The sequence below is a fragment of the Blautia intestinalis genome, assembly GCF_014297355.1.
Taxonomy (GTDB): Bacteria; Bacillota; Clostridia; order Lachnospirales; family Lachnospiraceae; genus Blautia_A; species Blautia_A intestinalis.
In genome coordinates, this window is record NZ_JACOQE010000019.1 from 1 (window position 1) to 26299 (window position 26299).

General features: G+C 37.8%; 23 protein-coding genes and 6 pseudogenes. 25 read left to right on the plus strand and 4 right to left on the minus strand.

Translation table 11 applies throughout. The annotated features are described in order from the left end of the window. The first annotated feature begins 367 nt into the window (after positions 1-367). The 9 genes from H8Z79_RS16260 (at position 368) to H8Z79_RS16300 (ending at position 8230) form a co-directional block, all read left to right on the plus strand. The gene (locus tag H8Z79_RS16260; protein ID WP_003864535.1) at positions 368-544 is read left to right on the plus strand and encodes a helix-turn-helix domain-containing protein; all 177 of its coding nucleotides are present in this window, start codon (positions 368-370) and stop codon (positions 542-544) included. 119 nt (positions 545-663) lie between these two features. Continuing rightward, positions 664-1653 carry a helix-turn-helix domain-containing protein gene (locus H8Z79_RS16265; protein ID WP_187002950.1) on the plus strand — a complete coding sequence of 330 codons (990 nt, stop codon included), beginning with the start codon at positions 664-666 and terminating at the stop codon, positions 1651-1653. Position 1654: 1 nt separating this feature from the next. Continuing rightward, positions 1655-3046, plus strand: coding sequence for a tyrosine-type recombinase/integrase (locus H8Z79_RS16270; RefSeq protein ID WP_172678862.1), 1392 nt, complete (start codon positions 1655-1657; stop codon positions 3044-3046). An 872-nt stretch (positions 3047-3918) separates the two neighbouring features. Next, the gene (locus H8Z79_RS16275) at positions 3919-4803 is read left to right on the plus strand and encodes a ParB/RepB/Spo0J family partition protein (protein ID WP_118041460.1); all 885 of its coding nucleotides are present in this window, start codon (positions 3919-3921) and stop codon (positions 4801-4803) included. A gap of 10 nt (positions 4804-4813) precedes the next feature. Further along, positions 4814-5599 carry a ParA family protein gene (locus H8Z79_RS16280; protein WP_117767960.1) on the plus strand — a complete coding sequence of 262 codons (786 nt, stop codon included), beginning with the start codon at positions 4814-4816 and terminating at the stop codon, positions 5597-5599. Next, entirely contained in the window at positions 5589-6503 is a 915-nt protein-coding gene (locus tag H8Z79_RS16285) for a ParB/RepB/Spo0J family partition protein (protein WP_118041450.1), read from the plus strand. The genes H8Z79_RS16280 and H8Z79_RS16285 overlap by 11 nt, the downstream gene beginning before the upstream one ends. Continuing rightward, entirely contained in the window at positions 6500-7483 is a 984-nt protein-coding gene (locus H8Z79_RS16290; protein ID WP_118041452.1) for a DUF6017 domain-containing protein, read from the plus strand. The genes H8Z79_RS16285 and H8Z79_RS16290 overlap by 4 nt, the downstream gene beginning before the upstream one ends. A gap of 11 nt (positions 7484-7494) precedes the next feature. Then, complete coding sequence (locus H8Z79_RS16295; protein ID WP_055066640.1) at positions 7495-7791, plus strand: hypothetical protein; 297 nt, start codon at positions 7495-7497, stop codon at positions 7789-7791. Positions 7792-7801: 10 nt separating this feature from the next. Continuing rightward, on the plus strand, positions 7802-8230 hold the full coding sequence (locus tag H8Z79_RS16300) for a hypothetical protein (RefSeq protein ID WP_117594050.1): 429 nt from the start codon (positions 7802-7804) through the stop codon (positions 8228-8230). Positions 8231-8277: 47 nt separating this feature from the next. Here the strand turns inward: H8Z79_RS16300 and H8Z79_RS16305 are convergent, their stop codons facing one another. After that, positions 8278-9588: an MATE family efflux transporter gene (locus tag H8Z79_RS16305; RefSeq protein WP_055066638.1), complete on the minus strand. Its 1311-nt coding sequence runs from the start codon at positions 9586-9588 to the stop codon at positions 8278-8280. Between the two features lie 272 nt (positions 9589-9860). On the opposite strand from H8Z79_RS16305, the gene H8Z79_RS16310 reads away from it, so the two are divergent. Next, positions 9861-11201 (plus strand): MATE family efflux transporter, encoded by a 1341-nt coding sequence (locus H8Z79_RS16310; protein WP_015528771.1) that lies wholly within the window; start codon positions 9861-9863, stop codon positions 11199-11201. A gap of 183 nt (positions 11202-11384) precedes the next feature. Here the strand turns inward: H8Z79_RS16310 and H8Z79_RS17545 are convergent. Then, positions 11385-12471: pseudogene (locus H8Z79_RS17545) on the minus strand (transposase); the annotation flags it as partial. Positions 12472-12702: 231 nt separating this feature from the next. On the opposite strand from H8Z79_RS17545, the gene H8Z79_RS16320 reads away from it, so the two are divergent. From H8Z79_RS16320 to H8Z79_RS16370, 11 genes and pseudogenes are all read left to right on the plus strand, one after another. Then, the gene (locus H8Z79_RS16320) at positions 12703-12837 is read left to right on the plus strand and encodes a DNA cytosine methyltransferase (RefSeq protein ID WP_117594046.1); all 135 of its coding nucleotides are present in this window, start codon (positions 12703-12705) and stop codon (positions 12835-12837) included. A 135-nt stretch (positions 12838-12972) separates the two neighbouring features. Continuing rightward, positions 12973-13949, plus strand: a pseudogene (gene bsh, locus H8Z79_RS16325) (choloylglycine hydrolase). 33 nt (positions 13950-13982) lie between these two features. Next, complete coding sequence (locus tag H8Z79_RS16330; protein WP_015541405.1) at positions 13983-14663, plus strand: GTP pyrophosphokinase; 681 nt, start codon at positions 13983-13985, stop codon at positions 14661-14663. Positions 14664-14687: 24 nt separating this feature from the next. Further along, a complete protein-coding gene (gene cls / locus H8Z79_RS16335; protein WP_015541404.1) occupies positions 14688-16247 on the plus strand; it encodes a cardiolipin synthase in 1560 nt (519 codons plus the stop codon). Positions 16248-16436: 189 nt separating this feature from the next. Then, positions 16437-17870, plus strand: a complete 1434-nt coding sequence (locus tag H8Z79_RS16340; protein ID WP_187002951.1) for a phospholipase D family protein — start codon at positions 16437-16439, stop codon at positions 17868-17870. Between the two features lie 24 nt (positions 17871-17894). After that, entirely contained in the window at positions 17895-18566 is a 672-nt protein-coding gene (locus H8Z79_RS16345) for a response regulator transcription factor (protein WP_117602944.1), read from the plus strand. Beyond that, on the plus strand, positions 18566-19612 hold the full coding sequence (locus H8Z79_RS16350) for a HAMP domain-containing sensor histidine kinase (RefSeq protein WP_118041456.1): 1047 nt from the start codon (positions 18566-18568) through the stop codon (positions 19610-19612). The genes H8Z79_RS16345 and H8Z79_RS16350 overlap by 1 nt, the downstream gene beginning before the upstream one ends. A 23-nt stretch (positions 19613-19635) precedes the next feature. Continuing rightward, on the plus strand, positions 19636-20700 hold the full coding sequence (locus H8Z79_RS16355; RefSeq protein ID WP_118041458.1) for an FUSC family protein: 1065 nt from the start codon (positions 19636-19638) through the stop codon (positions 20698-20700). Beyond that, positions 20690-20914 (plus strand): annotated as a pseudogene (locus H8Z79_RS16360) (CDP-alcohol phosphatidyltransferase family protein); the annotation flags it as partial. The gene H8Z79_RS16355 and the pseudogene H8Z79_RS16360, both read left to right, overlap by 11 nt. A 138-nt stretch (positions 20915-21052) precedes the next feature. Continuing rightward, positions 21053-22414, plus strand: coding sequence for an MATE family efflux transporter (locus tag H8Z79_RS16365; RefSeq protein ID WP_015541399.1), 1362 nt, complete (start codon positions 21053-21055; stop codon positions 22412-22414). Positions 22415-22612: 198 nt separating this feature from the next. Then, positions 22613-22831 (plus strand): annotated as a pseudogene (locus H8Z79_RS16370) (MobA/MobL family protein); the annotation flags it as partial. A 99-nt stretch (positions 22832-22930) separates the two neighbouring features. Here H8Z79_RS16370 and H8Z79_RS16375 read toward each other — a convergent pair. Next, on the minus strand, positions 22931-23824 hold the full coding sequence (locus H8Z79_RS16375) for an AraC family transcriptional regulator (protein ID WP_187002952.1): 894 nt from the start codon (positions 23822-23824) through the stop codon (positions 22931-22933). Between the two features lie 120 nt (positions 23825-23944). On the opposite strand from H8Z79_RS16375, the gene H8Z79_RS16380 reads away from it, so the two are divergent. Continuing rightward, entirely contained in the window at positions 23945-24166 is a 222-nt protein-coding gene (locus tag H8Z79_RS16380; protein ID WP_187002953.1) for a hypothetical protein, read from the plus strand. Next, complete coding sequence (locus tag H8Z79_RS16385; protein ID WP_118049750.1) at positions 24166-25356, plus strand: MFS transporter; 1191 nt, start codon at positions 24166-24168, stop codon at positions 25354-25356. Before H8Z79_RS16380 ends, H8Z79_RS16385 begins: the two co-directional genes overlap by 1 nt. A gap of 5 nt (positions 25357-25361) precedes the next feature. On the opposite strand, the pseudogene H8Z79_RS17655 reads toward H8Z79_RS16385, so the two are convergent. Next, a pseudogene (locus H8Z79_RS17655) lies at positions 25362-25532 on the minus strand (DUF6061 family protein); the annotation flags it as partial. A 420-nt stretch (positions 25533-25952) separates the two neighbouring features. Between H8Z79_RS17655 and H8Z79_RS16390 the strand changes: the two are divergent. Further along, positions 25953-26123 carry a nucleotidyl transferase AbiEii/AbiGii toxin family protein gene (locus H8Z79_RS16390; RefSeq protein ID WP_015541396.1) on the plus strand — a complete coding sequence of 57 codons (171 nt, stop codon included), beginning with the start codon at positions 25953-25955 and terminating at the stop codon, positions 26121-26123. A 24-nt stretch (positions 26124-26147) separates the two neighbouring features. Next, positions 26148-26299 (plus strand): annotated as a pseudogene (locus H8Z79_RS16395) (response regulator transcription factor); the annotation flags it as partial.

The window sequence follows — 26299 nt, forward strand, 5'->3', positions numbered from 1 at the left end:
AAGGGACGCGACTTTGTTCACCAAGGTAAAATCGAAATTGATGTAAACGAAAGGGCAGTTTTTATCAGAACTCAAGGCTGCTTTTTCGTTTACACCAACTCCGATTGTTTCCTTAACAGTTTGTTGAATTAAAAATGAAATAAAGTTTCAGTAATCATAGAGTGTATGGATTCAATTCCATATGCTCTTTTTCTTTACTTAATTTCATGAAAAATGTAAAAATCTAATGTTACGAGTTGCATTAAAGAAAACTCGTAAGAAAAAAGTAAAAAAATTTGCTTTTGACCACTGTAAAACATGCTCTGAGCGTTTCGTTATATGAAGGGATAATTTTTCTTTCATATTTCAAAGAAAAGAGGATAAAGAAATGTCAGAAAAAAGATGTTATACAGTTCAAGAGTTACAGGAAATCTTAGGAGTCAGCAGACCTACTATTTATAACCTTTTAAAGAAAAAGGAATTCCGGTGGATCCAGTTGGATGGCGGAAAGTATCGCATCTCTAAGAAGAGTTTCGATGACTGGCTCGATAACTTGGAACAATAAAAAACAGGGTGTTGATCAGGCAGATTTTGTCTGCAATCGACATCCTAAATTTTTATCTGGATTTGAGATATGATATAAGAAAAAACACTAACACTAAAAAGACAGGAAGTGAAGAATAAATGGCAACAGCAATTATGAAACAAAAAGAAGTTCCGGAAATGGACGATGTTGAAGAGATCATTTCAAAGATATCAGAAGACAGTCCTTACAAACGGCGTCCGACACAAAAGAGAACCTGGATGACCGTGCCGGAAATGGGAAAGCTGCTGGGATTAAAAAAGACAGATCGATACTGGCTAGTGCATAAAAATGTTTTTGAATCTAAAGAGATTGCCGGAAAGATACGAATCAATATTGCCAGCTTTGAAAAATGGTACGCCAATCAGATTAAATACCATAAAGTTACCGGAGAAGAACCAGGGAAAGAATTGAAATCCTGGTCCTATTCCGTTAAGGAAGTTGCGGATCTGTTGGGTGTTGATGAGTATCTTGTTTATGATTTACTCAAGAAAAATCAAATGGAAGCTGTTATTGTCGATTACTGGAAACGAATACCAAAAGAATCTTTTCAGAACTGGTATAAAAGCCAGTCCCGGTATCGAACAAAGGAAGACAGAGAAAAAGACGCTCTTCTGGAAGATGCAACAATTACGATGCCTAAGATGGCACAGCTGCTTGGAACAACCAGAAGCGCAGTATATACAATTCTTGATAATCCAAAGTATAGTCATTTTTTTGAATTCATTGTGATTGCAGAAAAGAAAAGGATCACAAAAGAGAGTTTTCAAAAATTCCTGGAAGGTCAGGATCGGTATAAGCTGGATCCATCAAATGATTATGAAGAACTTGCACATGAACAAAATATTGCCCTGGCTAATTTCCGGCGGAAGAAATTATCACAGACCGGAATACGAGGAAGCAATGGAAATATAAAGTATCTTACTTTTGATGAAGCTTCCTATCTGGCAAAGGTCAGCAGAAGCATGATCAACAAGTGGGCGGATAAAGGAAAGTTCACAGTAATAAAAGTTGGCAGTCGAGTTAGGATCCGTCGGGATGAATTTGAGGACTGGATGGAGCAAAGAGATTTGGAAAGGAGTATACAATAATATGGCATCTATAAGAGAACGAAACGGAAAATTTAATGTAATCTATTCTTATACGAATGAAAAAGGTGAGAGGAAACAGAAGTGGGAAACCTATGAAACGAAAGCCGAAGCAAAGAGAAGAAAAAAAGAAATTGAATATAAAAAAGAGATGGGATCATTTGTCGTCCGTAAATGCAAAACACTGGACGAGCTTATTACAGAATATGTTGCACTTTATGGCAAAGAAAACTGGGCGCTTTCTACATATGAAGGAAATGTCTCTCTTATCAATAACTATATTCTTCCGATCATTGGTGATACGAAACTCTCAGAGATCAATACCCGTTTCATCGAAAGATATTATCAGAGTCTTTTGAAGAGACGTGCAGTTATCAATCCATTGAATAAAACCAGTCGAAATGAATTTGTATCTTCCAGTACGGTCAGGGATATTAATAAGCTGCTTAGAAACTGTTTTGAACAGGCTGTGAAATGGGAGTTGATGGAGAAGAATCCTTGCACCCATGCGACTGTACCAAAACATAAATCACAAAAAAGAGACATCTGGACAGCGGATACATTGATGTATGCGCTCAGTGTCTGTGAAGATGAACGATTAAAGCTCGCAATTAATCTATCTTTCTCATGTTCCCTGCGACTTGGTGAGCTGCTTGGTCTTACCTGGGATTGTGTAGATATTTCTCATGAGGCAATTGAAGAAAACCGTGCATATGTCTTCATCAACAAAGAATCACAGCGTATAAGAAAAGAATCTTTAAATGCATTGGATGGAAAAGATGTGTTGTTGGTATTTCCGACAAATCATAAGAAGAATTCTACGGTCCGTATTCTGAAAACACCGAAGACAGAAAGCAGTGTGCGTAAAATATTCTTACCGAAGAGTGTTGCTAATATGCTGGTAGACTGGAAAGCTGAGCAAGATGAAATGAAAGAAATTCTTGGTGATGAATATATGGACTATAACCTGGTTATGGCAAGTACCTTTGGGCTTCCTCTCGGAGATGGAGCAATCCGTGGTCCTTTAAAAAAACTGATCGAGGACTATAATCTCCCACCGGTTGTATTTCACAGTTTCCGTCATAGCAGCGTTACTTATAAGCTGAAATTGAATGGTGGAGATATCAAGGCGGTACAGGGTGATTCCGGCCATGCTCAGGTCAATATGGTTACGGATGTGTACTCTCATATTCTGGATGATGACCGAAGGAAAAATGCAGAGCTTTTTGAAGAAGCATTTTATGAGAAGAAGAATCTGGATCCACAGATGCATGTACAGCAGGAAAATAATAATGCAACTGTTGCTGATGAAGTCGATCCGGAACTTTTGGCAAAAGTGTTGGCAAATCCAGAGATGCGGGCATTGCTCAATTCACTGGCGAAGACGATGAAGTAATTAGTCTATCTCCATCATATCTATTGGAATCTCCATCATTTGATGATGGAGATTCAGTTACAAAAAAGGTTACAGATATTTTTACTGAATAAAATTTGCCAGTCAAAAACGCATGGACAAACCGTCTCGTATGCGTTATATTATTTATAGACAAGAAAATATCTTGTGCTTTCGATAGGAAGTTTAATTGAATACTGTTTACCATGATCGAACGTACGAAGCATGGTGGTCATATAACAGATGTCGATGGTAATATCAAGGCATTCCCCAATTATTAGCTGGAGCAAACAATCAGCTAACTTTCAGAGCTTTACAGAGCTTGACAGAGGGGGTATTCAGAATAACTCAAATTGAATCGGAAACAGTTTTTAATAGTGTCCCATATGGGTTTACCTTACCTCAGATTGACAGAGAGTGACAATAGGTTGGAGCTCTCCTAAGCACTAGATGTGGGTTCGATTCCCGCACGGGACGTCCTATCAAAAGCGGAATGTATTAGAAAAATTTCTAATATGATTTCCGCTTTTTTGTTTTTTCAGAGGGAAAAAGGAATGGAATATCAGCTAATACGGAAAGAATCCTATTAGCCGCTGTCTAATAAAACGCACTGCTGGTATAATAGCTGGAAATAAAACGAAATTCTAATAAAAGAGAAAAGCCAGCTGTTTATTTGAGAAAGTGGATGTAAATTCAAGCTCAGATAAGAAAAAAGAGGAAGGGAAATATCCGGCGGTAAGTTATTAGGTGTGAATACAATAGAATCTTTGCTTAGTGAGAACTAAGGTCAACAGTAAGCCTGTTTGGATCAGATTTCAAAAAGAAATCTATCTGGACAGGCTTTTTCTGTTGCAGATAAGAAATGGAGGAAAGATATGGATACAGTGGATACACGAAGTGCATCAGTTCCAGAAGATGGCGAAAAAATTATAGAGATTCAGCTGGAACGTCTGCGGACCTTTAAGAACCATCCGTTTAAGATTCGGATGGATCAGGAAATGATTCGGCTTAGTGCAAGTGTTGAGAAATATGGAATCATAAATCCGCTGATTGTACGACCGATTCCAGATGGTGTTTATGAGATTATCTCCGGACACAGAAGAAAGGCAGCTGCTGAAAAGTTTGGTTACAGGAAGGTACCGGTCATTATCAGAGTCATGTCAGATGACGAAGCAGTAATTAATATGGTGGATTCCAATTTACAGAGACAGCAGATAACATTCAGTGAAAAGGCTTTTGCTTATAAGATGAAGAATGAAGCTATGAAGCGAACCGGAGGAAGAAGAAAAAGTAGCCAGTCTGACTACCCGTTGAAAGGAAAAAAGACAGTAGAAATCATTGGTGAAGAATTTGGTGACAGCGCAAAACAGGTACAGCGGTATCTGAAGTTGACGGATCTTATTCCTGAGTTACTGGAAAAGCTGGATAACGGTGAACTTTCATTTAACCCGGCTGTGGAACTTTCGTATTTAACGATAGAGGAACAAAAGGAATTTATAGATGCTATGGAGTATACACAGGCAGTCCCATCCATTTCCCAGGCACAGAGAATGAAGAAATTAAGCCGTGAGAAAAAGCTGACGGGGACAAAAATGAGAGAGATCATGGGTGAGATCAAAAAAGGGGAAATTACCAGAGTGATGTTTAACAACGAACAACTGTATCGGTATTTCCCAAAATCATATACCCCGGCAGAAATGAAAGAAGAGATACTGAGCATGTTAAACCAATGGAAACCGCAGAAAACGGCAGCAAAATAGGAGGAAAATTATGTGTAGAGTAATCGCAATATCAAACCAGAAAGGTGGAGTTGGAAAAACCACCACAACCGTAAATCTTGGAATTGGACTTGCCAGACAGGGAAAGAAAGTGTTGCTGATTGATGCAGATCCACAGGGGAGCCTTACAGCAAGTCTTGGTTATGTAGAACCGGACGAAATAGGAACTACACTTGCCACAATTATGATGGCTATCATCAATGAAAAAGAATTTGAGATCACAGATGGCATTCTGCATCATAAAGAAAATGTAGATCTGCTTCCGGCAAATATTGAATTATCTGCATTGGAAGTAACAATGGGGAACGTGATGAGCAGGGAACTGATTATGAAGGAATATATTGAGGCTGTGAGAACAGAGTATGACTATATCTTGATTGACTGTATGCCAAGCCTGGGACTAATGACAATCAATGCACTGGTAGCTGCGGATTCCGTGTTGATTCCAGTACAGGCAGCTTACCTTCCGGTGAAAGGGCTTCAGCAGCTGATACATACGATTGCAATGGTGAAGAAGCGGCTGAACAGGCAGCTGATATTTGAAGGGATTCTTCTTACAATGGTGGACTTTCGCACAAACTATGCAAAGGATGTGGCTGGCAAAGTGCGTGAAGCCTATGGTGAGAAAATAGAGATTTTTGATACAGTGATTCCTATGTCAGTGAAAGCAGCTGAAACAAGTGCAGAAGGCGTCAGTATCTTTTCCCATTGCCTGAATGGAAAAGTAGCGAAAGCATATGAGACGATTGCAAAGGAGGTATTGAGAAATGAAGAGTAAAAGCGCAGACAAAATAAAGATGCCCAGCATAGATGAACTGCTGGGAGTGTCCGGTGAGGAAAGTGCAACAGATATTGAGATTAGCAGAATTCATAGCTTTGCAAATCATCCATTTAAGGTTTTGGATGATGATAAGATGGATGATCTGGTAGAGAGTATTAAACAGAATGGTGTGTTGACACCTGTTTTAGTGCGGCCAGACAAGAATAACAGCTATGAGATGATATCCGGGCATCGAAGAATGCACGCAGCGATAAAAGCAGGAATGGAAACTATACCAGCCATTGTGCGGGATATGGAAGACGATGAAGCCATTGTCATAATGGTAGATGCTAATATTCAAAGGGAAGAGTTGCTCCCAAGTGAAAAGGCATTTGCATATAAAATGAAAATGGATGCGATGAAGAGGCAAGGTGCCAGAAATGATATAGCAGATTCCACTTACACCCAAAATGGGTGGAGGTCAGAAACAGCAGCGGTAATTGGACAGCAGGTAGGAGAAAGTAAAAATCAAGTTAGAAGGTATATCCGACTTACGGAACTCATTCCAGACCTTCTTGATTATGTAGATAAGAAACGTCTGCAGTTTACTGTTGCGGTTGACATTTCCTATATTGACAAAGAGATTCAAACATGGTTATTTGAATACATCAAGGAAAATGGTACGGTTAAAGCAGTTCAGGTAGCGGCACTCCGCACAGCACTTGAAGTAGGACCGATGACGCAGGCGAAAATGATCTCCATACTGGTAAACAGTCAGCCTGGTAGAAAGCAGGAACAGAAAATCATATTATCAGAGAAAAAACTGAGAAATTTCTTCTCTGAAAAATATACGGCAGAGGATATGGAAAGTGTAATTTTGGAACTTCTGGATCAATGGAAGAGAGGTGAGATAACAGTATGAATTTTGAATACTATTATGGCACTCAGGCTGATCAGTTCAGTTTTATCCGGATTCCAAGAATATTATTATTAGATGAAGCATTTTCCGTACTGTCTTTATCAGCTAAAGTCCTTTACTCGGTACTTCTGGATAGAATGGGACTGTCAATGAAAAATAAATGGCTTGACGAAGAAAACAAGGTGTACATTATCTATCAGATCACGGAGATACAGAGTGACTTGGGATTCTCTAAGAAAAAAGCAATGGATTATCTCACAGAATTGGAGAAAATCGGACTGATTGAAAAGAAAAAGAGAGGCTTTGGATTGCCGAACATTATATATGTTAAGAGCTTTATGGCACATCAGAGTAGTCAAAGAAGTAATGAAATGGGAACTTCACAGGAAAAAGATGTGGTACATAGAAGTATCGAAAGGGGAACTCCTGAGGTGATGAATAAGCACCTCAGAGGTGCCGAAACAGATACCTCAGAAGTGCCCAAAAACGGACTGCAAGAGGTTCCCAAAACGGTACCGCTATATAATAAGACTTATATGAATTATAATAATCAGAGTAATATCACATCGAATCATATCAAATCAGATGGCGATAGGATTCGATGTGATCAAAAAGAACAGACAATCAATGCTTATGCTGAACTGGTAAAGAAAAATATTGATTTTGATGTTTTACTGCATACATATAGCAGAGAGCAGGATCTGGTAGAAGAAATATATCAGTTGATTCTGGAGACCGTTCAAACTGAAAAGGATATGATACGGATCGCCGGCGAATATTATCCGGCAGGCTTTGTGAAGGGAAAATTACTGAAACTGAATTATTCGCATATCGAGTATGTGCTGGAGTGCATGGATAAAAATACTACGAAAGTCAGAAACATAAAACAATATTTGCTGGCTGCTTTATTTAATGCACCATCAACGATTGGAAGTTATTATAAAGCAGCGGTAAATCACGACATGCCACAGTACGCAAACTGAAGGAGGTACTTATGATTGTTTTAAGAATGGCAGGAAAAATTTTATTGTTACCGGTGTGGTTATTATTAGCCACTGCCCATTTACTGGTAAAGATCGTAGTTGAAATCTACTGCATCGGCAAAGGGATTGTCAATCTCATTCTGGGTTTTATGCTGATTGGAACACTGCTCTGGTACAGACAATGGGAGCGGTTTGCTTTACTTGCAGTTGCCAGTGGTATCTTGCTGTTCTTTCTGTGGATCGGAGTGTTTATGGAAGTTATACTGGAATCAGCACAACACAAAATTGGAAAATGGATTATTAAGTGAGGAAACTATTATGGAAAAAGAATATATTCAGCTACCAGCATTAAAAAGAGATCTGGATCCAGATGTTGAAAAGGTTTTATGGGCGTTTATCCAATTACCTGAGGAATACCAAGCACGCTATCAGGAGCAATATGAATTGTTAAATCAGAGGAAAGAAGAAGCAGACAGGCAATTACAGGAGAATATCGAAAAGATTGATGCAGACGCAATTCATTTATATGAAGAAACCATGCGGAGCATGATTCGTGATATTGTTCAGCAATCCTGTAACTTAGCTTGTTGGGTTCGTTATCATAAATATGATTTGGAAGAATCTCTGGAGGAGATGATAGACCAGCAGCCACATGCTGCAAAATATATTATTGCAATGAATATACTTATGGATGACGCAGAGGGAAGCGAAAGTCCATTTGAGGGAAACAGTTTTATGACATCATAATTAAGGAAATCACAATCAATAGTGGAGCTGTCGGTAAATAACGTTTTTTACATATTTCCCGACAGCCCCATTCTTTTTCTTCTGTCTTTATATGCCAGAAACAGAATCGTCAGAAACGTAACTGTCTCCGCTGCAAGAAGAGAGATCCAGATTCCATTTAATCCGAATAATTTCGCAAGTATAACTGCGCAGATAACAATAGCAACAATTCCTCTCAGGAATGATCCCACAATCGCGATTTTCGGTTCATCTACTGCTGAGAAATATGCCACCAGTACAACATTGATTCCTGCAACTATAAATCCAAGGAAATACAGACGCAGTCCTGTATGTGCATAATTCAATAACTGAACATTGTTTTCACTGTTGAAAATGCTGATTAGCGGGTCAGTTGCTGTCCAGATGATCAATTGGATCAATGCTTCTACGGCAAGACATACGAGCAGGCTCCATTTCAGAAGTTTTTTTACCTGAGTAGGCTGACCTTTTCCGTAGCTTTCACTGATCAGAGGCTGTGCTCCCTGGGCCAGACCGTTGAAGATTGCAAATGCCACGATAGAAAGGTTTGCCACAACTCCATAGGCTGCTACACCTACATTTCCTGCAATTCCCAGGATCAGGAAGTTAAATACAATAGCGATCACACCGGAAGACAGTTCACCGACGAATGCGGAAACTCCTAGCTGACAGCAGGAAATCAGGTGTCTGAATGACGGTTTTTTCCAATGGAATCCTACATGGTTTCTGCTGCTTCTGTAGTGTATGGTACAGACGCTCATTGTTACGATCGGACAGATTGCAGTAGCCAGTCCGGCTCCGGAAAATCCCAGACCGACTGGGAACATGAATATATAATCAAATATAATGTTAAAGATACTTCCACTGATGGAACCGATCATTGCAATAGAAGGCGCCCCATCGTTTCTGGCAAATGCAGTAAATGTATAATTTGACATGAAGAATGGTGTTGCGATCAGAATAATTCTCACATAGTTTCGTCCAAGTCCGATCAGTCCGGCATCTGCACCCAGCAAAGCCAATGCTTTGTCCGGAATAAAAATTCCGATCAGCATAAATGGAACTGCAACCAGTATGCTCCAGGTTACTGACTGTACGAAATAATGTTCTGTATTTTCTCCTTTTGCCCTGCTTATGGCATACCTGGTAGCGGAACCAATCCCGATCATAGCCCCAATCGCATAGATCAGTCCATAAACCGGCAGGATCAAATTGAGAACTGCCAGTCCGTCAGCACCGGAATATACAGATATAAAGAAAGTATCTGCCAGAACATAAACGGAAATCCCGATCATTCCGGCAACACTCTGGGTTACATATTTAGTGAATCTTTTCAGCATAATTCATGTCTCATTCCGTAAAGACTTGCCTTCTATTATATATCTGTATTTTAAAAAATAGCAATCAAAAACTCCTCTCAGGCGCTATGCATAATAATTTCAACAACATGCTGCTTATAGCAGGTATTGATAAATTTATATCATTCTGATGATATATTATATTTCATTTTTCACGTTAATGATGTAAAATTATCAATGTAAATATCAGGGCATATTCGAATAATCATTTCTAAACTTTTTCAAATATGCTCCGGAAAGGAACTTTTATACTAATGAAAACCAAGATTCAGGATATGACCTCCGGTTCACCGGGACGGTTGATCATTCTTTTTGCAATTCCCCTGATGCTGGGAAATATCTGTCAGCAGCTTTATACAATGGTGGATACCATGGTTGTTGGTCAGGTTGCAGGTGTGGAGGCTCTTGCCGCACTGGGTGCTGTTGACTTTCTGATGTGGGTTGTCACAGGAATATCCACAGGACTCACTCAGGGATTTTCTATTCAACTCTCCCAGTATTATGGGGCAAAGGATTTCGAAAATCTGCGTAAATCTCTGGCTCACAGTTACCGGCTGACCGCATTCATCGCAGCCGGAGTATTGATTCTCAGCCAGTCATTTGCTTCGCTGGTATTAACAGGGCTGCATACACCTTCCAATATTATCGGAATGTCTCTGTTATATCTGCGCATCATTTTCTGTGGAATCCCCGCCACAGCAGCCTATAATATGTTTGCCTCTGCTCTAAGGGCTATGGGAAACAGTAAAACACCGCTGACCGCAATGATCATCGCATCTGTGCTGAATGTCTCACTGGACATCCTTTTTGTGGCAGGCTTCGGATGGGGTGTGGCAGGAGCAGCAATCGCAACTGTGATTGCACAGAGCTTCTCCGCTGTTTACTGTTTCCTGATTTTACGCAGAATTGATATCGTTCATCTGACCAGAGCAGATTTTATGCCTGCCTCCGGCATGAATGCCCGCCTGATGAAGCTTGGTATTCCTGTTGTATTTCAGAATATCATCATCGGTGTGGGCGGTCTGGTAGTCCAGTATGTGATCAATGGCTACGGTTTCCTTTTTGTAGCAGGATTTACAGCTACAAACAAGCTTTATGGTCTGCTGGAAATGGCTGCTATTTCCTATGGATATGCCATCGTTACCTATGTGGGTCAGAATCTGGGAGCCGGAAAGATTGACAGGATCAGAAAAGGCGTCCGCAGCAGTATGCTGCTTTCCCTGCTTACCTCACTGATCATTTCTGCTGCCATGTTTTTATTTGGAAAAAATATTCTCTCACTTTTCATCTCAGGTGAACCGCAGCAGACACAGCAGGTATTGGCAATTGCTTTTAAATACCTTTCTATTATGGCTGCCATGCTCTGGGTTTTGTACTTCCTGTACGTGTACAGATCTGTACTTCAGGGGCTGGGAGATACCTTAATGCCTATGGTAAGTGGTATGGCTGAATTTGTCATGCGTATCAGTGCTGCACTGATCCTTCCCCATTTTATCGGACAGGACGGTATTTTCTTTGCAGAGATTGCAGCATGGAGCGGAGCCACTGTGATCTTATGCATCAGCTATTATGTACGGATGCATAAATATCATTAAAACAAAACAGGGAGCTGTCGGTAAATAACGTTTTTTAGAGCTGACAGCACCAAACAAAAATATCCTGACAGTTACAGAGCTTTCTGGCTTTGCAACTTGTTCAGGATATTTTTATTTTGATAAATACTTTCTGTTTTTGGCCGCAAAAAATCCTTGTTTGGATTTTTTCAGCCGCATTTTTTTCTAGGCAGTTTTTCCTTCAAATTTTCTCAGTTTTTCGTATAAAAAACGATGATATTTATTTATATTTCTTCCAATAGCATACAGCATGAATTCTTTATATACCTTATCTGCCGAACGGTAATTAAAACGTCGGAAGTTCTCATTTTCCTTTATATCTCCAAAATGTCCTTCCGTCTGAATGGAATGTGTCTGGCGTTTCAGGATCCCGCGTTCACTCTGGATATTGGCATGCGATCTTTCTTTCAGTTCCTCCCATTGTTCATTGATCTTCATGACTTTGTTCTTTTCGGCATCTTTCTCCGCATCATACTTATACAGACAGCGTGCTTTATGTTCACATCCGCTGCAGTCTGCACAACCATATACCTCAAAGGTCTGTGTATATCCCATCCTGCTCTTTGCTCTCTGTCCTGAGATGCCGCAGTTCACGTCCGTCATGGCAGATATAGAACTGTTCATCTTCAAAGATCCCTGTCCTCATGTTGTAATATTTACTGATATCTTCTGAATAAGCGCGTGTTTTTCGCTTTTCATGATCCTGCAGTTTTATATAACTGGATATTTCATTCCGTTTTAAATAAAGCAGATTTTTTTCACTACAGTACCCGCTGTCCGCAGTTACTTCTTCCAGAATACTCCCGAAAGCAGTCTTATGTTTTTCAAGGACCGGGATCAGGGTATTATAATCGGTGCGGTCGCTGCTTACATATCCATGTACGATATAATAATTCTCTACCGCGATCTGAACATTATATGCTGGCTTTAACTGTCCGTTCAGCATGTGATCTTCTTTCATACGCATAAAAGTAGCTTCCAGATCTGTTTTGGAATAACTGTTTCTGTTTTTTCCCATGATCTCAAAGCATTCTTTATATTCCATCAGTCGTTTTTCGCATTGTTCCAGTTCCTCATGCAGCTGTTGAAGTGCAGGTTTTCTTTTTACTTTTCCGTAAACGAATTCGATTTCCTCGTTGTCTGCGATCATCGTGAGATTGTTTTGGAGTTTCCGTATTTCAAGCGGTGAACAGTTATCGATCTCTATAATACGGTTATTTGAAAGCTTTTTATGTTTTACAAGCTTTCGTTTCCAAAAGTGGGGAGGATCCCGCTTTTGAGGCGAATGCCCGGCAGTGTATATACACTGCCTGTCCCTGCTATTCTTAGCTCTCAGGCATTAAATACAAAAATAATTCGGTAAGTTCATTCTCTTGCTGAACTAAGTTTTTAAAGTATACGTATGTTTGTGAAATGATAGATATCAAGAAAAAAGGATAAATTAAACTTGGCATAATTGTTTTATTGAAGGAGGGCCATTACAATGGCATTTTCATATATTGATATATTTGCTGGTGCAGGTGGCCTTTCAGAGGGCTTTCAAAGAAATGGCTATATACCAGTAGGTCAATTCATCCTAGCTATGGATACCTGGTTTGAAAAACTGATGGAGAAATAATCTAGGAAAATAGTTTAAAGTTTACATGTTATGATCATGTATGAAGTTGGAACAAAATAAAAGAATTGTGCTATAATATTGTTCAAGAAAAAAACTCATTGACATATTTTAATCTATTTAGGAGGATAAACGATCATGTGTACAGCAGCAACTTATAAAACAAAAGATTTTTACTTTGGACGAACCCTCGATTATGAATTCTCTTATGGTGATCAGATAGTAATTACACCACGTAATTATGCGTTTAATTTTCGCCATGTTGGCGATATGAAAAATCATTATGCAATTATTGGAATGGCTCATGTTGCAGAAGATTATCCTTTGTATTATGATGCTATGAATGAAAAAGGAGTGGCAATGGCAGGACTGAATTTTGTCGGAAATGCTGTTTATGCCGCGATTAAGCCAGATGTGGAAAATATTGCACAGTTTGAATTCATTCCGTGGATTTTAAGTCAGTGTTCTTCTTTAGTTGAAGTTCGCGAGCTTCTTGAACGAATTAATATTGTTAATACTCCTTTCAGCGAGCAATTACCATTAGCACAATTACACTGGATCATTTCTGATGAGAATGAGTCAATTACGGTAGAATCTATGTCAGATGGTTTGCATATTTATGACAATCCAGTAGGAGTGCTTACGAATAATCCGCCATTTCCACAGCAGATGTTTCAATTAAACAACTATATGCATTTGTCCCCAAAACAGCCGGAGAACACTTTTGGCGAAAATTTGGCTCTTGATGCATATAGTAGAGGTATGGGAGAATAGGTCTTCCGGGAGATCTCTCATCTTCCTCTCGATTTGTGCGTGTTGCTTTTACAAAGATACATGCAATTTCAGGTGAATCAGAGAAAGAGAGTGTTAGCCAGTTCTTTCACATTCTCGGATCCGTGGATCAGCAACGTGGATGTTGCGAGGTGGCTGATGGAAAATATGAAATTACATTATATACATCTTGTTGTAATGTTACAAAAGGCATTTATTATTACAATACTTATGAAAATCATCAGATAAGTGCGGTAGATATGTATGCGGAAGATTTGGATGGTAATAACTTGATCTGTTATCCTGTAATTCAAGGAGAACAAATCAATTATCAAAATAAATAGTATTTATAAATAAGAAGCAGGAAGGAAATTACCATGACAAAGGAAGAAGTAGAAAAACTCTGGATGGATAATCCGGAATCAATGCAGTTTTTAAAGAATGCTACAAAGTTTTATAATTTAATGATGATGTACCGTTGTGCTATCCGGGAAATTCAAACCAAACTTGAGGTTTTAGATGATGAATTTTCAGTTGAGAACAATCGAAATCCTATTTCATTTATAAAGACAAGAATTAAGAAACCCAATAGTATTTATAATAAACTGCAGAAAATGGGACATGATTTTACAACAGAGAATATACAAACATATCTAAATGATGTAGCAGGTGTTCGAATAGTTTGTGCATTTATTGATGATATTTATATGATATCTGATTTGATCACACAACAAGATGATATCAAAGTTATTGAAATAAAGGATTATATAAAAAATCCCAAACCAAATGGCTATCGAAGCTATCACATGATTGTTGAGATTCCTGTATTTTTTGCTAAGGGTAAAACACCTATGCGTGTAGAACTTCAAATCCGAACTAATGGGATGGATTTCTGGGCAACGTTGGAACATCAGCTTCGTTATAAAAAAGGCATTGAAGAAATGCCTGGATATGAAGAAATCAGTGAAGAATTACTTCATTCTGCAAGAGTTGTCATTGAAGCAGATAATGAAATGCAGAGAATAAAAGACAAAATTGGTATGTTCCACGAAATTTAATTGAGTAGAAAGGTTGGAATATATATGAAACAAGATACTTTAGAAGGAAAAGCGAAAACAAAAAACGGAGTAAAACGATTGTGTTTTTCCATAATCTGCATTCTTCTAGAAGTAGTTTTTATTATTACTATTGTAACACGCTTAAATGAATATGCAGAAATTATAAATCTATTTACAAGGATTTTAAGTGGAATTTTAGTTTTGAGATTGTATGCATCAGATAAGACATCTTCCATGAAAATGCCTTGGGTTATATTAATTTTAATTTTCCCAATTATGGGTGTAGGCCTATATTTATTGATTGGTTTGAATGGTGGCACACATAAAATGCGTGAGCGATATGCAGAAATTGATAGCAAATTGTTACCAATGCTTTCCGATAATCAGGAGTGTTTAAGCAGAATAAACGAAACGATTCCGAAGGCAGGAAATATTGCAAGTTATATACAAAGAAATTCGCAGTATCCAATCTATCAGAATACGGATGTGATGTATTTCGATGAAGCAGTAAAGGGATTAGAGACTCAGCTTGAAGATCTTGCAAAGGCACAGAAGTTTATCTTCATGGAGTATCATGCTATAGAAGATGCAGAGGCGTGGCATAAGATCCAAAAGATTCTGGAAGAACGAGTAAAAGTTGGAGTGGAAGTACGCATATTTTATGATGATATGGGTTCTATAGGATTTATTAATACTGATTTTGTAAAAAAAATGGAGTGCGTAGGAATTCATTGCCGTGTATTCAATCCGTTTGTACCAGGTTTAAATTTGTTCTTGAACAATCGTGATCATAGAAAAATAACGGTTATTGACGGGAAAGTTGGGTTTACCGGTGGATACAACCTCGCAAATGAATATTTTAATTATACACATCCTTATGGACAATGGAAAGATACAGGTATTCGTTTAGAAGGAGATGCTGTTCAGTCACTCACAGTGACATTTTTGGAAATGTGGAATGCGGTTAGTGATAAAGATGCGAATGATCCTGATTTTGGTAAATATATTTTTCATTATGATTACAAGGCGCAGCAAACGGGGTTTATTCAGCCTTATGCAGACAGTCCTATGGATAATGAACAGGTTGGAGAAGAAGTTTATATTAGTATGATAAATAAAGCTGAAAAATACTGTTGGTTCATGACTCCATATCTGATTATAACAGACGAAATGACACATGCGTTATGTTTGGCTGCTAAGCGAGGAGTGGATGTCAGAATTATTACACCGGGTATTCCAGACAAAAAATTTATTTATAATATCACTCGTTCTTTTTATCATGGATTGGTTAAACATGGTGTGCGTGTTTATGAATGGACTCCTGGTTTCTGCCATGCAAAAATGAGTGTGGTGGATGACTGTATGGCAACTTGTGGAACAATTAATCTGGATTATCGAAGTTTATACCATCATTTTGAAAATGGATGTTTTATGATAGATTGTCAGTCTGTTTTAGATATAAAGAGTGATTTGATAAAAACCATGGGTGAATGTCGTGATGTGACAGAACAATATTGTACCGGACGCAGTGCATATTTACGATTAGGACAATTATTTATGAGATTATTTGCTGGATTGCTATAAGAATCTGATGTAACGATCTCTCAAAAAACAGTTAATTTAAAAGTCGACTGTTTTTGAGAGGTCGTTTTGTTATATCGAATGATTTGTACAGAATTTCCGTTTAGGTGAAAAAAATAAATTTTGTTGAGGTTGAATTGAGATTGACATTGTATTATATAAGCATAGAAAAAAGGAATTAGGTGATATACAATGAAAAAGAATAAAATTTGTAAAATTCTTCTTGTTATACTGGCAGTTCTTCTGTTTATGGCTTGTTATGAATTACTTGGAATCTGCATTGCATATAAAAAACAGCCAGAAATGTCCGAAAAAACCATAAAAGAAATACATAATGAGTCGTGGAACGAATGCAGTGATAATCCAGAACGGGCAGTGATCATAGAAAAGAATTCGGAAGCTCTTTTACAAAGAGTGCGATTGATTAAGAATGCAAAAGAGGAAATTATTCTTTCTACGTTTGCATTCAAATCCGATGAAAGTGGGAAATTGATCTTAGGAGCTCTTCGTGATGCGGCAGACAGAGGTGTACATGTTCGCTTGCTGGTAGATGGAATGGAGAGTTGGATTGATATGGAAGGTAATCCGTATTTTTATGGATTATCTTCCCATGAGAATGTTGAAATCAAATTATACAATAAGGCCAATCCGTTGAAACCATGGAAAATGATGGGAAGAATGCATGATAAATATTTGATTGCAGATGGTAAGAACTATATTCTTGGAGGAAGAAATACATATAATTATTTCCTGGGCGATTTTCCAGGACACAAGAACTATGACAGAGATGTGTTGGTTATTTGCGATGAACCAAGGAAAGAAAATTCAGTCAACCAGTTGTTAGATTATTTTGAAACGATATGGGAACAAGAAGATAGTGGCTATTTTCATAATGATAAGAAACTTGCAAATAGAAAATCTGTAAAGAAGGCAGTATTAGAACTGCAGGAAGGATATCAGCAATATTTTAATGAAAACAAGGGAATGATTTTCGATACGGATTATACAGATGAAACGTTTGAGACAGAAAAGATTGCATTGGTATCAAATCCTATTCACACAGCTTCCAAGGAACCAGTAGTCTGGTATCAGCTGGGAGAATTGATGAAAAGTGCGAAGAATCGTGTAAAGATTCATACACCATATATTATCTGTAATGATATGATGTACAATACATGGGAGGAGATTGCAGAGAATGTTCCAAATTTTTCAATCATGACAAATTCGGTTGCAAATAATGGCAATCCATTCGGGTCTGCTGATTATGCAAAAAATAGAAATAAGATTTTAAATACAGGAATTGACATCTGGGAATATGAAGGCGGTTATTCTTACCATGGAAAAAGCATCCTGATCGATGATGATATATCTGTGATTGGTTCCTTTAACATGGATATGAGAAGTACGTATCTGGATACGGAACTGATGCTTGTAATACGTAGCAAAGAAATCAATAAACAGTTGGAAGAAGGAATGATGGAATATGAAAAAGTATCCCGACAGGCATTAGAAGATGGCACGTATCATGATCCGTATCATGTAAAACCGATTGAATTAACAAAAAAACGTCAGAGAAATGTGTTTTTGGTACAGCATCTGCTTGGATGGGCAAGATATCTGTTTTAATAGATAACAGGGAGGAAGGAAAACGTGTTTCAGATATTAATTGTAGAAGATGATAAAGAATTAAGCCAGCTATTTCAGAAAGTGCTCGAGAAGAATGGTTATCAGGTTAAAAGTGCACCGGATGGAGCTCAGGCATTAGAAGTATTGGATAAGGAATATATTGATCTGATTATTTCCGATATCATGATGCCGGTTATGGATGGTTATGAGCTGGTGTCGGAACTTCGTTCAGCAGGATACCAGATACCGGTACTTATGATCACTGCAAAAGGAAACTTTGATGACATGCGCCAGGGATTTCTTTCTGGAAGTGATGATTATATGGTAAAACCGGTAAATGTGAATGAAATGGTTTTAAGAGTAGGCGCATTGCTCCGTCGTGCACAGATCCTGAATGAACATAAAATTGTGATTGGTTCAACAGAGTTTGATTATGATGCAATGACCGTTACAACGGATAAGGAAAGCCTTGTTTTACCGAAAAAAGAATTTCTGCTTTTATATAAGCTGGCAGCTTCGCCGGGAAGAACATTTACAAAACAGCAGTTAATGGATGAAGTTTGGGGATATGAGACAGAGGCAGACCCACATACGATAGAGGTGCATATAGGAAGAATCAGGGAGCGTTTTAAAGATAATCCAAATTTCGAAATTGTAACCATGCGTGGAATTGGATATAAGGTGGTGAAAAAATAATGAATCAGAAGAAAGAAAAAAGATTGAAGATTCGGTCCTGTCTGACTGGTGCAATCTGGCTGTCTCTCGTATTTTCAACAGTGATATCTGCTTTATTATTTGCATTTTTAAATCATTTCTTTAAGCTACCGGGGAGTATACCTGTGCTTGGCTGGCTTTTGATTTTTAATACACTGATCGCAGGGCTCATTACTTCTTTTATTAATGCAAAGTTACTGGAGCCAATTACCAGACTCAGTAAAGCAATGAAGAAAGTTTCTCAAGGAGATTTTGAACAGCATTTGGAAACGAACAGTCGTATAGCAGAGGTTGGTGAATCCTACCAAAGTTTCAACGTGATGACAAAAGAGCTTCGTGCAACAGAAGTGCTGCAGATGGATTTCGTATCTAATGTTTCTCATGAGTTTAAGACCCCTATCAATGCCATTGAAGGTTATACAATGCTTCTTCAGGGAGAAGAATTATCGCAGGAGCAAGAGGAATATGTAGAAAAAATCTTATTTAACACGAAGAGGCTTTCTGGGTTGGTTGGAAATATTTTGTTGTTGTCTAAATTGGAGAATCAGAATATACCAATGAAAAAAACGAAATATCGACTGGATGAACAGATTCGTCAGGCATTTCTTTCTTTGGAATCAAAATGGACAGAAAAAGAAATTGGCTTCCAGGTAGAATTGGAGGAAGTCAAATATACTGGAAATGAAGGACTTCTTATGCATATCTGGATGAATCTTTTAGATAATGCAATCAAGTTTAGTCCGGCAAAGGGAACAATTACGATGTTTCTGAAACAGGAAAAGAATTCTGTGAAGTTCATTGTGGAGGATGAAGGACCAGGAATCGAGGAAGATGTAAAGACTAGAATATTCGACAAGTTTTATCAGGTAGATGGTTCTCATAAGGCAGAAGGAAACGGTCTTGGTCTTGCACTTGTAAAGCGGATTGTAGATAGTGCGGGAGGAACGATCAAAGCAGAAAACCGGGAATATGGCGGATGTAGATTTGTTGTAGAACTTCCGATACAGACAAATGAGAATATAATATAAAAGTAGAAGATGGGAGGATTTATATGACATTTTATCAGGAATTACAGTTAAATCAGGCAGGATCGAAAAATCTGTTGAAAAAGAGTGAAACCACGAAAGAAAAAATGTATCATATACTGGTATATCTGATTAAGATAGCTGTTACAATGGTTTTTTGTTTTTTATTTGTTACTGTTTTCAGCATCCTGTTTGGAAATGAAAACAGTATTGTTGGTGTGGTAGTTTTATTATGTCTTATGGTATTTCGAAATGCGGATTTGGGAATCCACACTGGACAATCTACGATGCTTTTGGCTATGTTCTTTGTAATAATGGTCGTATGTCCGCATCTTGCAAATCAGCTTTCACCGGTACTGGGAATGCTGTTAAATATTGCTGCACTGGCAGTGTTGATATTTTTTGGATGTCATAATCCATTCATGTTTAACCAATCTACATTGGTTCTTGGCTATCTGCTATTATATGGATATGATGTTACAGGAACAAGCTATCAGATGCGATTGGCCGGAATGATTTTAGGCGCAGTTCTTACCTGTTTTGTATTTTATCGAAATCATAAAAATAGAACTTTTAAAAGAAATTTGAAAGATCTAATTCAGGAATTTGATATCACTTCATCGAGAACAAAATGGCAGTTATGCCAGATTATATGTGTACCAATTGTCCTTTGCATTGCAGAACTTTGCAATATGCCACGTGCAATGTGGGCAGGTATTGCAGCTATGTCAGCAATTTTGCCGTTTGTGGAAGACATGCGGTACAGAGTCCGTAAAAGGATTGTCGGAAATATTGTAGGTGTTATATGCTTCACCGTATTATATTTTCTGCTTCCATCATCCATCTATGCTTATATAGGAATTCTTGGTGGAATTGGTGTAGGATTTTCAGCGCAATACGGCTGGCAGGCTGTATTTAATACCTTTGGCGCTCTCGCAATTGCTGCGGAAAGTTATGGATTAAAAGGAGCAGTTAGTCTTAGAGTGATTCAGAATGTTTTTGGTGTTGTATTTGCATTGGCATTTTGTGCTGTATTTTATTGGTTTATGTCGAAACAAAAGGAAAGTGATGTGACCGTACATGCAGAGTGAAGGAAGTCAGAAAGAAAATTTGAATAGAATTATTACAGTACCCAATTTGCTTTCTTTTTTTCGGTTTTGTCTGATTCCAGTAATTATATGGAGTTATTGTGTAAAGGAAAATCCTTTGTTAGCAGGAGAAATCTTATTGCTATCCGGTCTTACGGATCTCGCTGATGGATATATTGCAAGAAGATTTCATATGATTAGCAATCTAGGAAAGGTTAATTGGTTTGTGTGCTATAATGATGGTTGTATCAGTTGTTTTGTACATTATCAAGAATACCAGAACACTTAGGGGAGAGACTGCATAAGCAATTTGATTATATTGAGATGATTAGATAATATTTAGGAGAACACAGACATGAACAGTAAGTCAAACGCACAAGCTATGGAAACAGAAAAAATACCACGTCTTTTGGCCCAGCTTGCAATACCGGCTGTTGTGGCTCAAATCATCAACCTTTTATATAATATTGTTGACCGTATTTATATCGGACATATTCCAGGTGTCGGTGCCGCAGCATTAACAGGTGTTGGATTGTTTACGCCAATTCTCATGCTGATCAATGCCTTCGCCATGCTGGCAGGATCCGGAGGTGCACCGCGTGCAGCGATTTCTATGGGAAAGAAAGATAATAAGACAGCTGAAAAGATTCTTGGAAATTGTTTTGCAATCCTCATGCTTATGGCCGCAGCTTTGACGGTGATATTCTTTACTTTTGCGCCACAGTTACTGACGATGTTTGGTGCTAGCGATAAGACACTTCCTTATGGCGTGGATTATGCAAGGATTTATATTCTTGGAAGTATTTTTGTTTTGATCGTGATGGGAATGAATCCATTTATTACGACACAGGGATTTGCGAAGATCAGCATGATGACAACAGTGATTGGTGCTGTAATCAATATCATTCTTGATCCGATTTTTATCTTCGTATTTCATCTTGGAGTAAAGGGAGCTGCACTCGCAACTGTTTTGAGTCAGGCTGTAGGGGCAATATGGATCCTTCGTTTCTTGTCAGGAAAGAAGACGATTCTGCATCTTAAAAAAGAAAACTTTAAACTGCAAAAAGAAATCATCTTACCATGCCTTGCTCTTGGTATATCTACATTTGTCATGTTATCTACGGAAAGTATTTTGTCTATCAGTTTTACTTCCAGTTTGTCAAGATATGGCGGAGATCTCGCAGTAGGGGCTATGACAATTATTACCAGTGTTAGCCAGCTTGCAACATTACCATTACAGGGAATTTGTCAGGGTGGACAGCCAATCATGAGCTATAACTATGGTGCAGGAAATAGAAATCGAGTAAAAAAAGCATTTTTTACTCAATTTACAGTTTGTACAATTTTTACGGGATGCTTCTGGTTGATTATGCTTCTATTTCCGAAGATGTTTGCAGGTATTTTTTCGAATAATACAGAATTAATCACGTATACGGCATGGGCGTTAAGAATTTACATGGCAGGTATTTTTTCTCTTGGATTCCAAGTTGCTTGTCAGCAGAGTTTCATGGCATTGGGCCAGGCAAAAGTTAGTTTATTACTTGCCTGCTTAAGAAAATTGATTCTGTTGATTCCGTTGATCTTTATCCTGCCGCATTTTATCCAGAATAAAGTATTTGCGGTATTTTTGGCTGAGCCAATCAGTGATATTTTGGCAGCGATAATAACAACTTCAACGTTCTTTAGTCGGTTTAATAAAATTTTAGATAGAAAATAAAGCATTATAAAAAGATCCTGTTCAAACTATGCTATAAAGAACAGGATCTTTGTGTATTTATTTTGCCAGGAAATTACTCCGTATCTCCATTGGCATATGATAAGCCTGGCCTCGTTTTGTTAGCCTAAGCTATCCACTCACTTATATAATCCTTCCACCTCTTTCCCCTAAGTAACATTTACGAGAGGAGGAAGCACTATCGAAAGAAATTCATTTATTCAGATGAGCAAGCTCCACAATGTCCGTGGTAGGATTACCTATATATCCAGTCACGCCAAGCAGGAAAATCTGTATGCGGTCTATGAAACAACAGACCGCAACTACTGGACGGAGCTTGCACGATTTAATCAGCAGGAATTTCTTAAAAGCGGTACGGAGGGGAAATGCATCGAGGCAAGGGAACTGATTATAGCATTACGGATATATCAAAGAGAAGCTGATCAGCAGCATACACAAAGGAATTACCATAGCAGAGATAAAGGGGCGAGATAAGTCGCCCTTTTTTCATCGGATAATTCATTTCTTTACGTTTCTATACTCTGTAGGAGTTAAGGAATACATTCTCTTAAATGTTTTACAGAAATAATCTGTATTACTGAATCCAGTTTCTATTGAAATGGCACTTACTTTTTTTTCTGTATTGGTAAGAAGTAATGCTGCCTTCCTTAACCTGTAGCATATCAGATAGTTGACAGGAGATGTATTCAGTACATTACGAAACAAATTCAAGGCAGTACTGATACTCACTTCCCCAACTTTGGCAATATCCAAAAGAGAAATGCTTTCAGGGTAATTCGAATGTATAAACTGCATCATCATTTGTAACCGTGCAAGTGAGGAAGTATTCACATTTTGAGTTTCTGGGTAACAAATAACATTTGAAGTTATGAATGCCCATATCTTTTGTAATTGAACAGATATTTGTAGTTCATTTATTTCACCTCTGCTAAACTGTATAAGCTTTTGCATTTCAGACAAAATTTCTTTCTGCCATTCCTGTGAAGAAGAAAAAATGTAATAACCCAAAGATGAGTTCAGAAAGGGTAACACAAATTTCTGATAGATTAAACTTTCTTTCGGAGCAATCAGAGACGGAAGAAAGAGAAAATTTGGAATTACAGCGTCATTTTCGGAATGCATTTTATGAACAACTTTGGAATTAATAAATATTCCCTGTCCCTCGGACATGTCAAAATTATCTTCTCCTACATTAAAGTGAACTATACCGGATTCGATATATACAAATTCAAATTCGGTATGCCAATGCCAGTCAATACAGTTAAAATCATAATCGGTTATGTTTTCATCATAGAGTTTGTATGGAAAAAGATGAGTCCCATGTAAAGCAGTTTCCATCAGTGTATCATCGTTTTTTATACTTACAAGCTTTTTCTTTTCTTTCTGCGACATGGCAGTCCCCTCCTGAACAATCTGTTTTACGATATTATACAGCATAATTGCGATATTATATAGTGAAAAATAAACAAAATTGCTATATAGTTCTATTTAGCCGTAAGGAGGAGAAGATAAATGTATGCACAGGTTGAATTTGGTTTATGTGATGAAAAAGAATGTATTTCTATCGTTTTAGATAATGAGGAACAGGTAAATGAATTTATGTTAATGCTTATTGAAAAGTCATTTATAGTGAATTGTGAACCAAGATACTTAGGTGCGTTCTATGAGGGAAGTGTTTGGTGTGGAGATGAGCATTATCTAAGAATAACAACAAAGAGAGTTGAGGAAAAATGATGAAGAATTATAAAAAGACAAAATTGGCGTGTTATTTGGGATTTATTACGCAGGCAGTTGCTGCGAATTTTGCACCTTTATTATTTCTGAAATTTCATACAGATTACAATATTTCACTTGGAAACATTGCTATGATATCAACATCCTTTTTCTTTACACAGCTTTTGGTAGATTTGTTTTGTGCCAAGTACGTGGACAAAATTGGATATAGAGTATGCATTGTTGCTTCTGAAGTATGTTCGGCTGCAGGCCTTGTAGGTTTGGCATTTTTACCGGAAATAATTCCATCTCCGTTTATTGGTATTATTATAAGTGTCATTTTGTATGCGATTGGAAGTGGCTTAATCGAGGTTTTAGGAAGTCCTATTGTGGAAGCATGTCCGTTTGAGAACAAGGAGGCTACTATGAGCCTTCTGCATTCCTTTTACTGTTGGGGAGCAGTTGGAACTATACTTGTTTCGACCGTTTTCTTTCTGCTATTTGGAATTGGCAACTGGAAATGGCTTGCTGTTATTTTTGCATTAATTCCTGCTATCAATATTATTAATTTTGCAACTTGTCCGATTGAATCATTAGTAGAGGAAGGACAGGGAATGGGAAGCAGAAAATTATTTTCAAATCCCATGTTCCTGATTGCCATTGTGATGATGGTCTGTTCCGGGGCATCGGAGCTTGCAATGGCACAATGGGCATCTGCGTACGCAGAATCAGCCCTAGGCTTTTCAAAGGCAGTGGGAGATATTGCCGGACCTTGTATGTTTGCTGTGACGATGGGAATTTCACGAGTGTTGTTTGGAAAAGCCGGTGATAAAATGAAACTAAACAGATTTATGATTGGTTCCGGTATCTTATGTTTTGTATGTTATTTATTAGCGTCATTTTCAGAAAATCCGATCATTGGACTTGCTGGATGTATTGTATGTGGGTTTTCTGTAGGAATCATGTGGCCCGGTACAATCAGCATCTCTTCCAAGGCATTTCCAACAGGAGGAACTGCAATGTTTGCACTTTTAGCAATGGCAGGTGATCTTGGAGGAAGCATAGGTCCAGCCATTGTAGGAAGGGGTGCGGACATGTTTGGAGGTAGTATTCATGTGGGCATGCGCATTGGACTCCTGTTTCCGATTACGTTGTGTTTTATGCTATTTTTATTCAATATAATGAACCACAATGCGAATAAGCAGAAATAGCTGTTATACTTCACAGGATTGTCTATTGCCAAAGCATTCAAGGCACACTCTGAATTAGGTGTTGTCTTTAATCCTTCCTCTGCCTTTGCACAATCAATCCGAAGAATATATCCGGCATAAGTGCATATATCAATGCTGTTATGATAAATGTTGTAATCTGCATATATTATGTTCATTAAACCAATCCTCTTTTCTGTAAAATTCAAAAAGCATTTCAAGCAGTTCACACAGTCCGTTCATATTATGCTATAATGTGTTATGCGATTTTGCTTCCCTTATTTTTTCCCTTACGAGGGTTCGTAAAGCCTTGTGAAACGATATAACACAAGGGAATACCTAAGGGAAAGCTCACCTACAGAAAAGTTAGTGTTTATAAGGGTTAGCGGGGAGTTTATTAATAAAATATAACAGCTAATGAAACCCTTAAATTAAGTGATTATACAATCGGAGTTTGATGAGATTGTCTAAAAGCTGCAATTCCTGCTGACGTTGTTCCTTAATTTTAACAATACAATTTAGCTCATCAACAATATGTTTCTGTTCTTCCATACATCTTGATGGAATCTGCATTTTAAATTGTAAACATGGAGACAATTATGGATGAATTTGATTATCCGGGAATTCGTATTTATACGGAGGGATTTCTTGAAAAATTGAAGCAGCCCATAAAAATAGATGTATCAACGGATGATGTTATTACACCGGAAGCAATAGAATATAAATATCCTTTGCTGTTTGAGGAAAGAGATATATACTTAAATATATAGTTAATAAAGAGAGGTGCATATGCTATGCCAGGTATACTCGTGGTTGAAGATGATGAAAATTTAAATCGTGGAATTACATTCTCACTGAAAAAATCCGGATATGAGGTTTTTTCAGCAGAATCAGTGAAAAAAGCGAAAAGAATTGCAAGTGATAATAATGTGGATGTTACCATTTG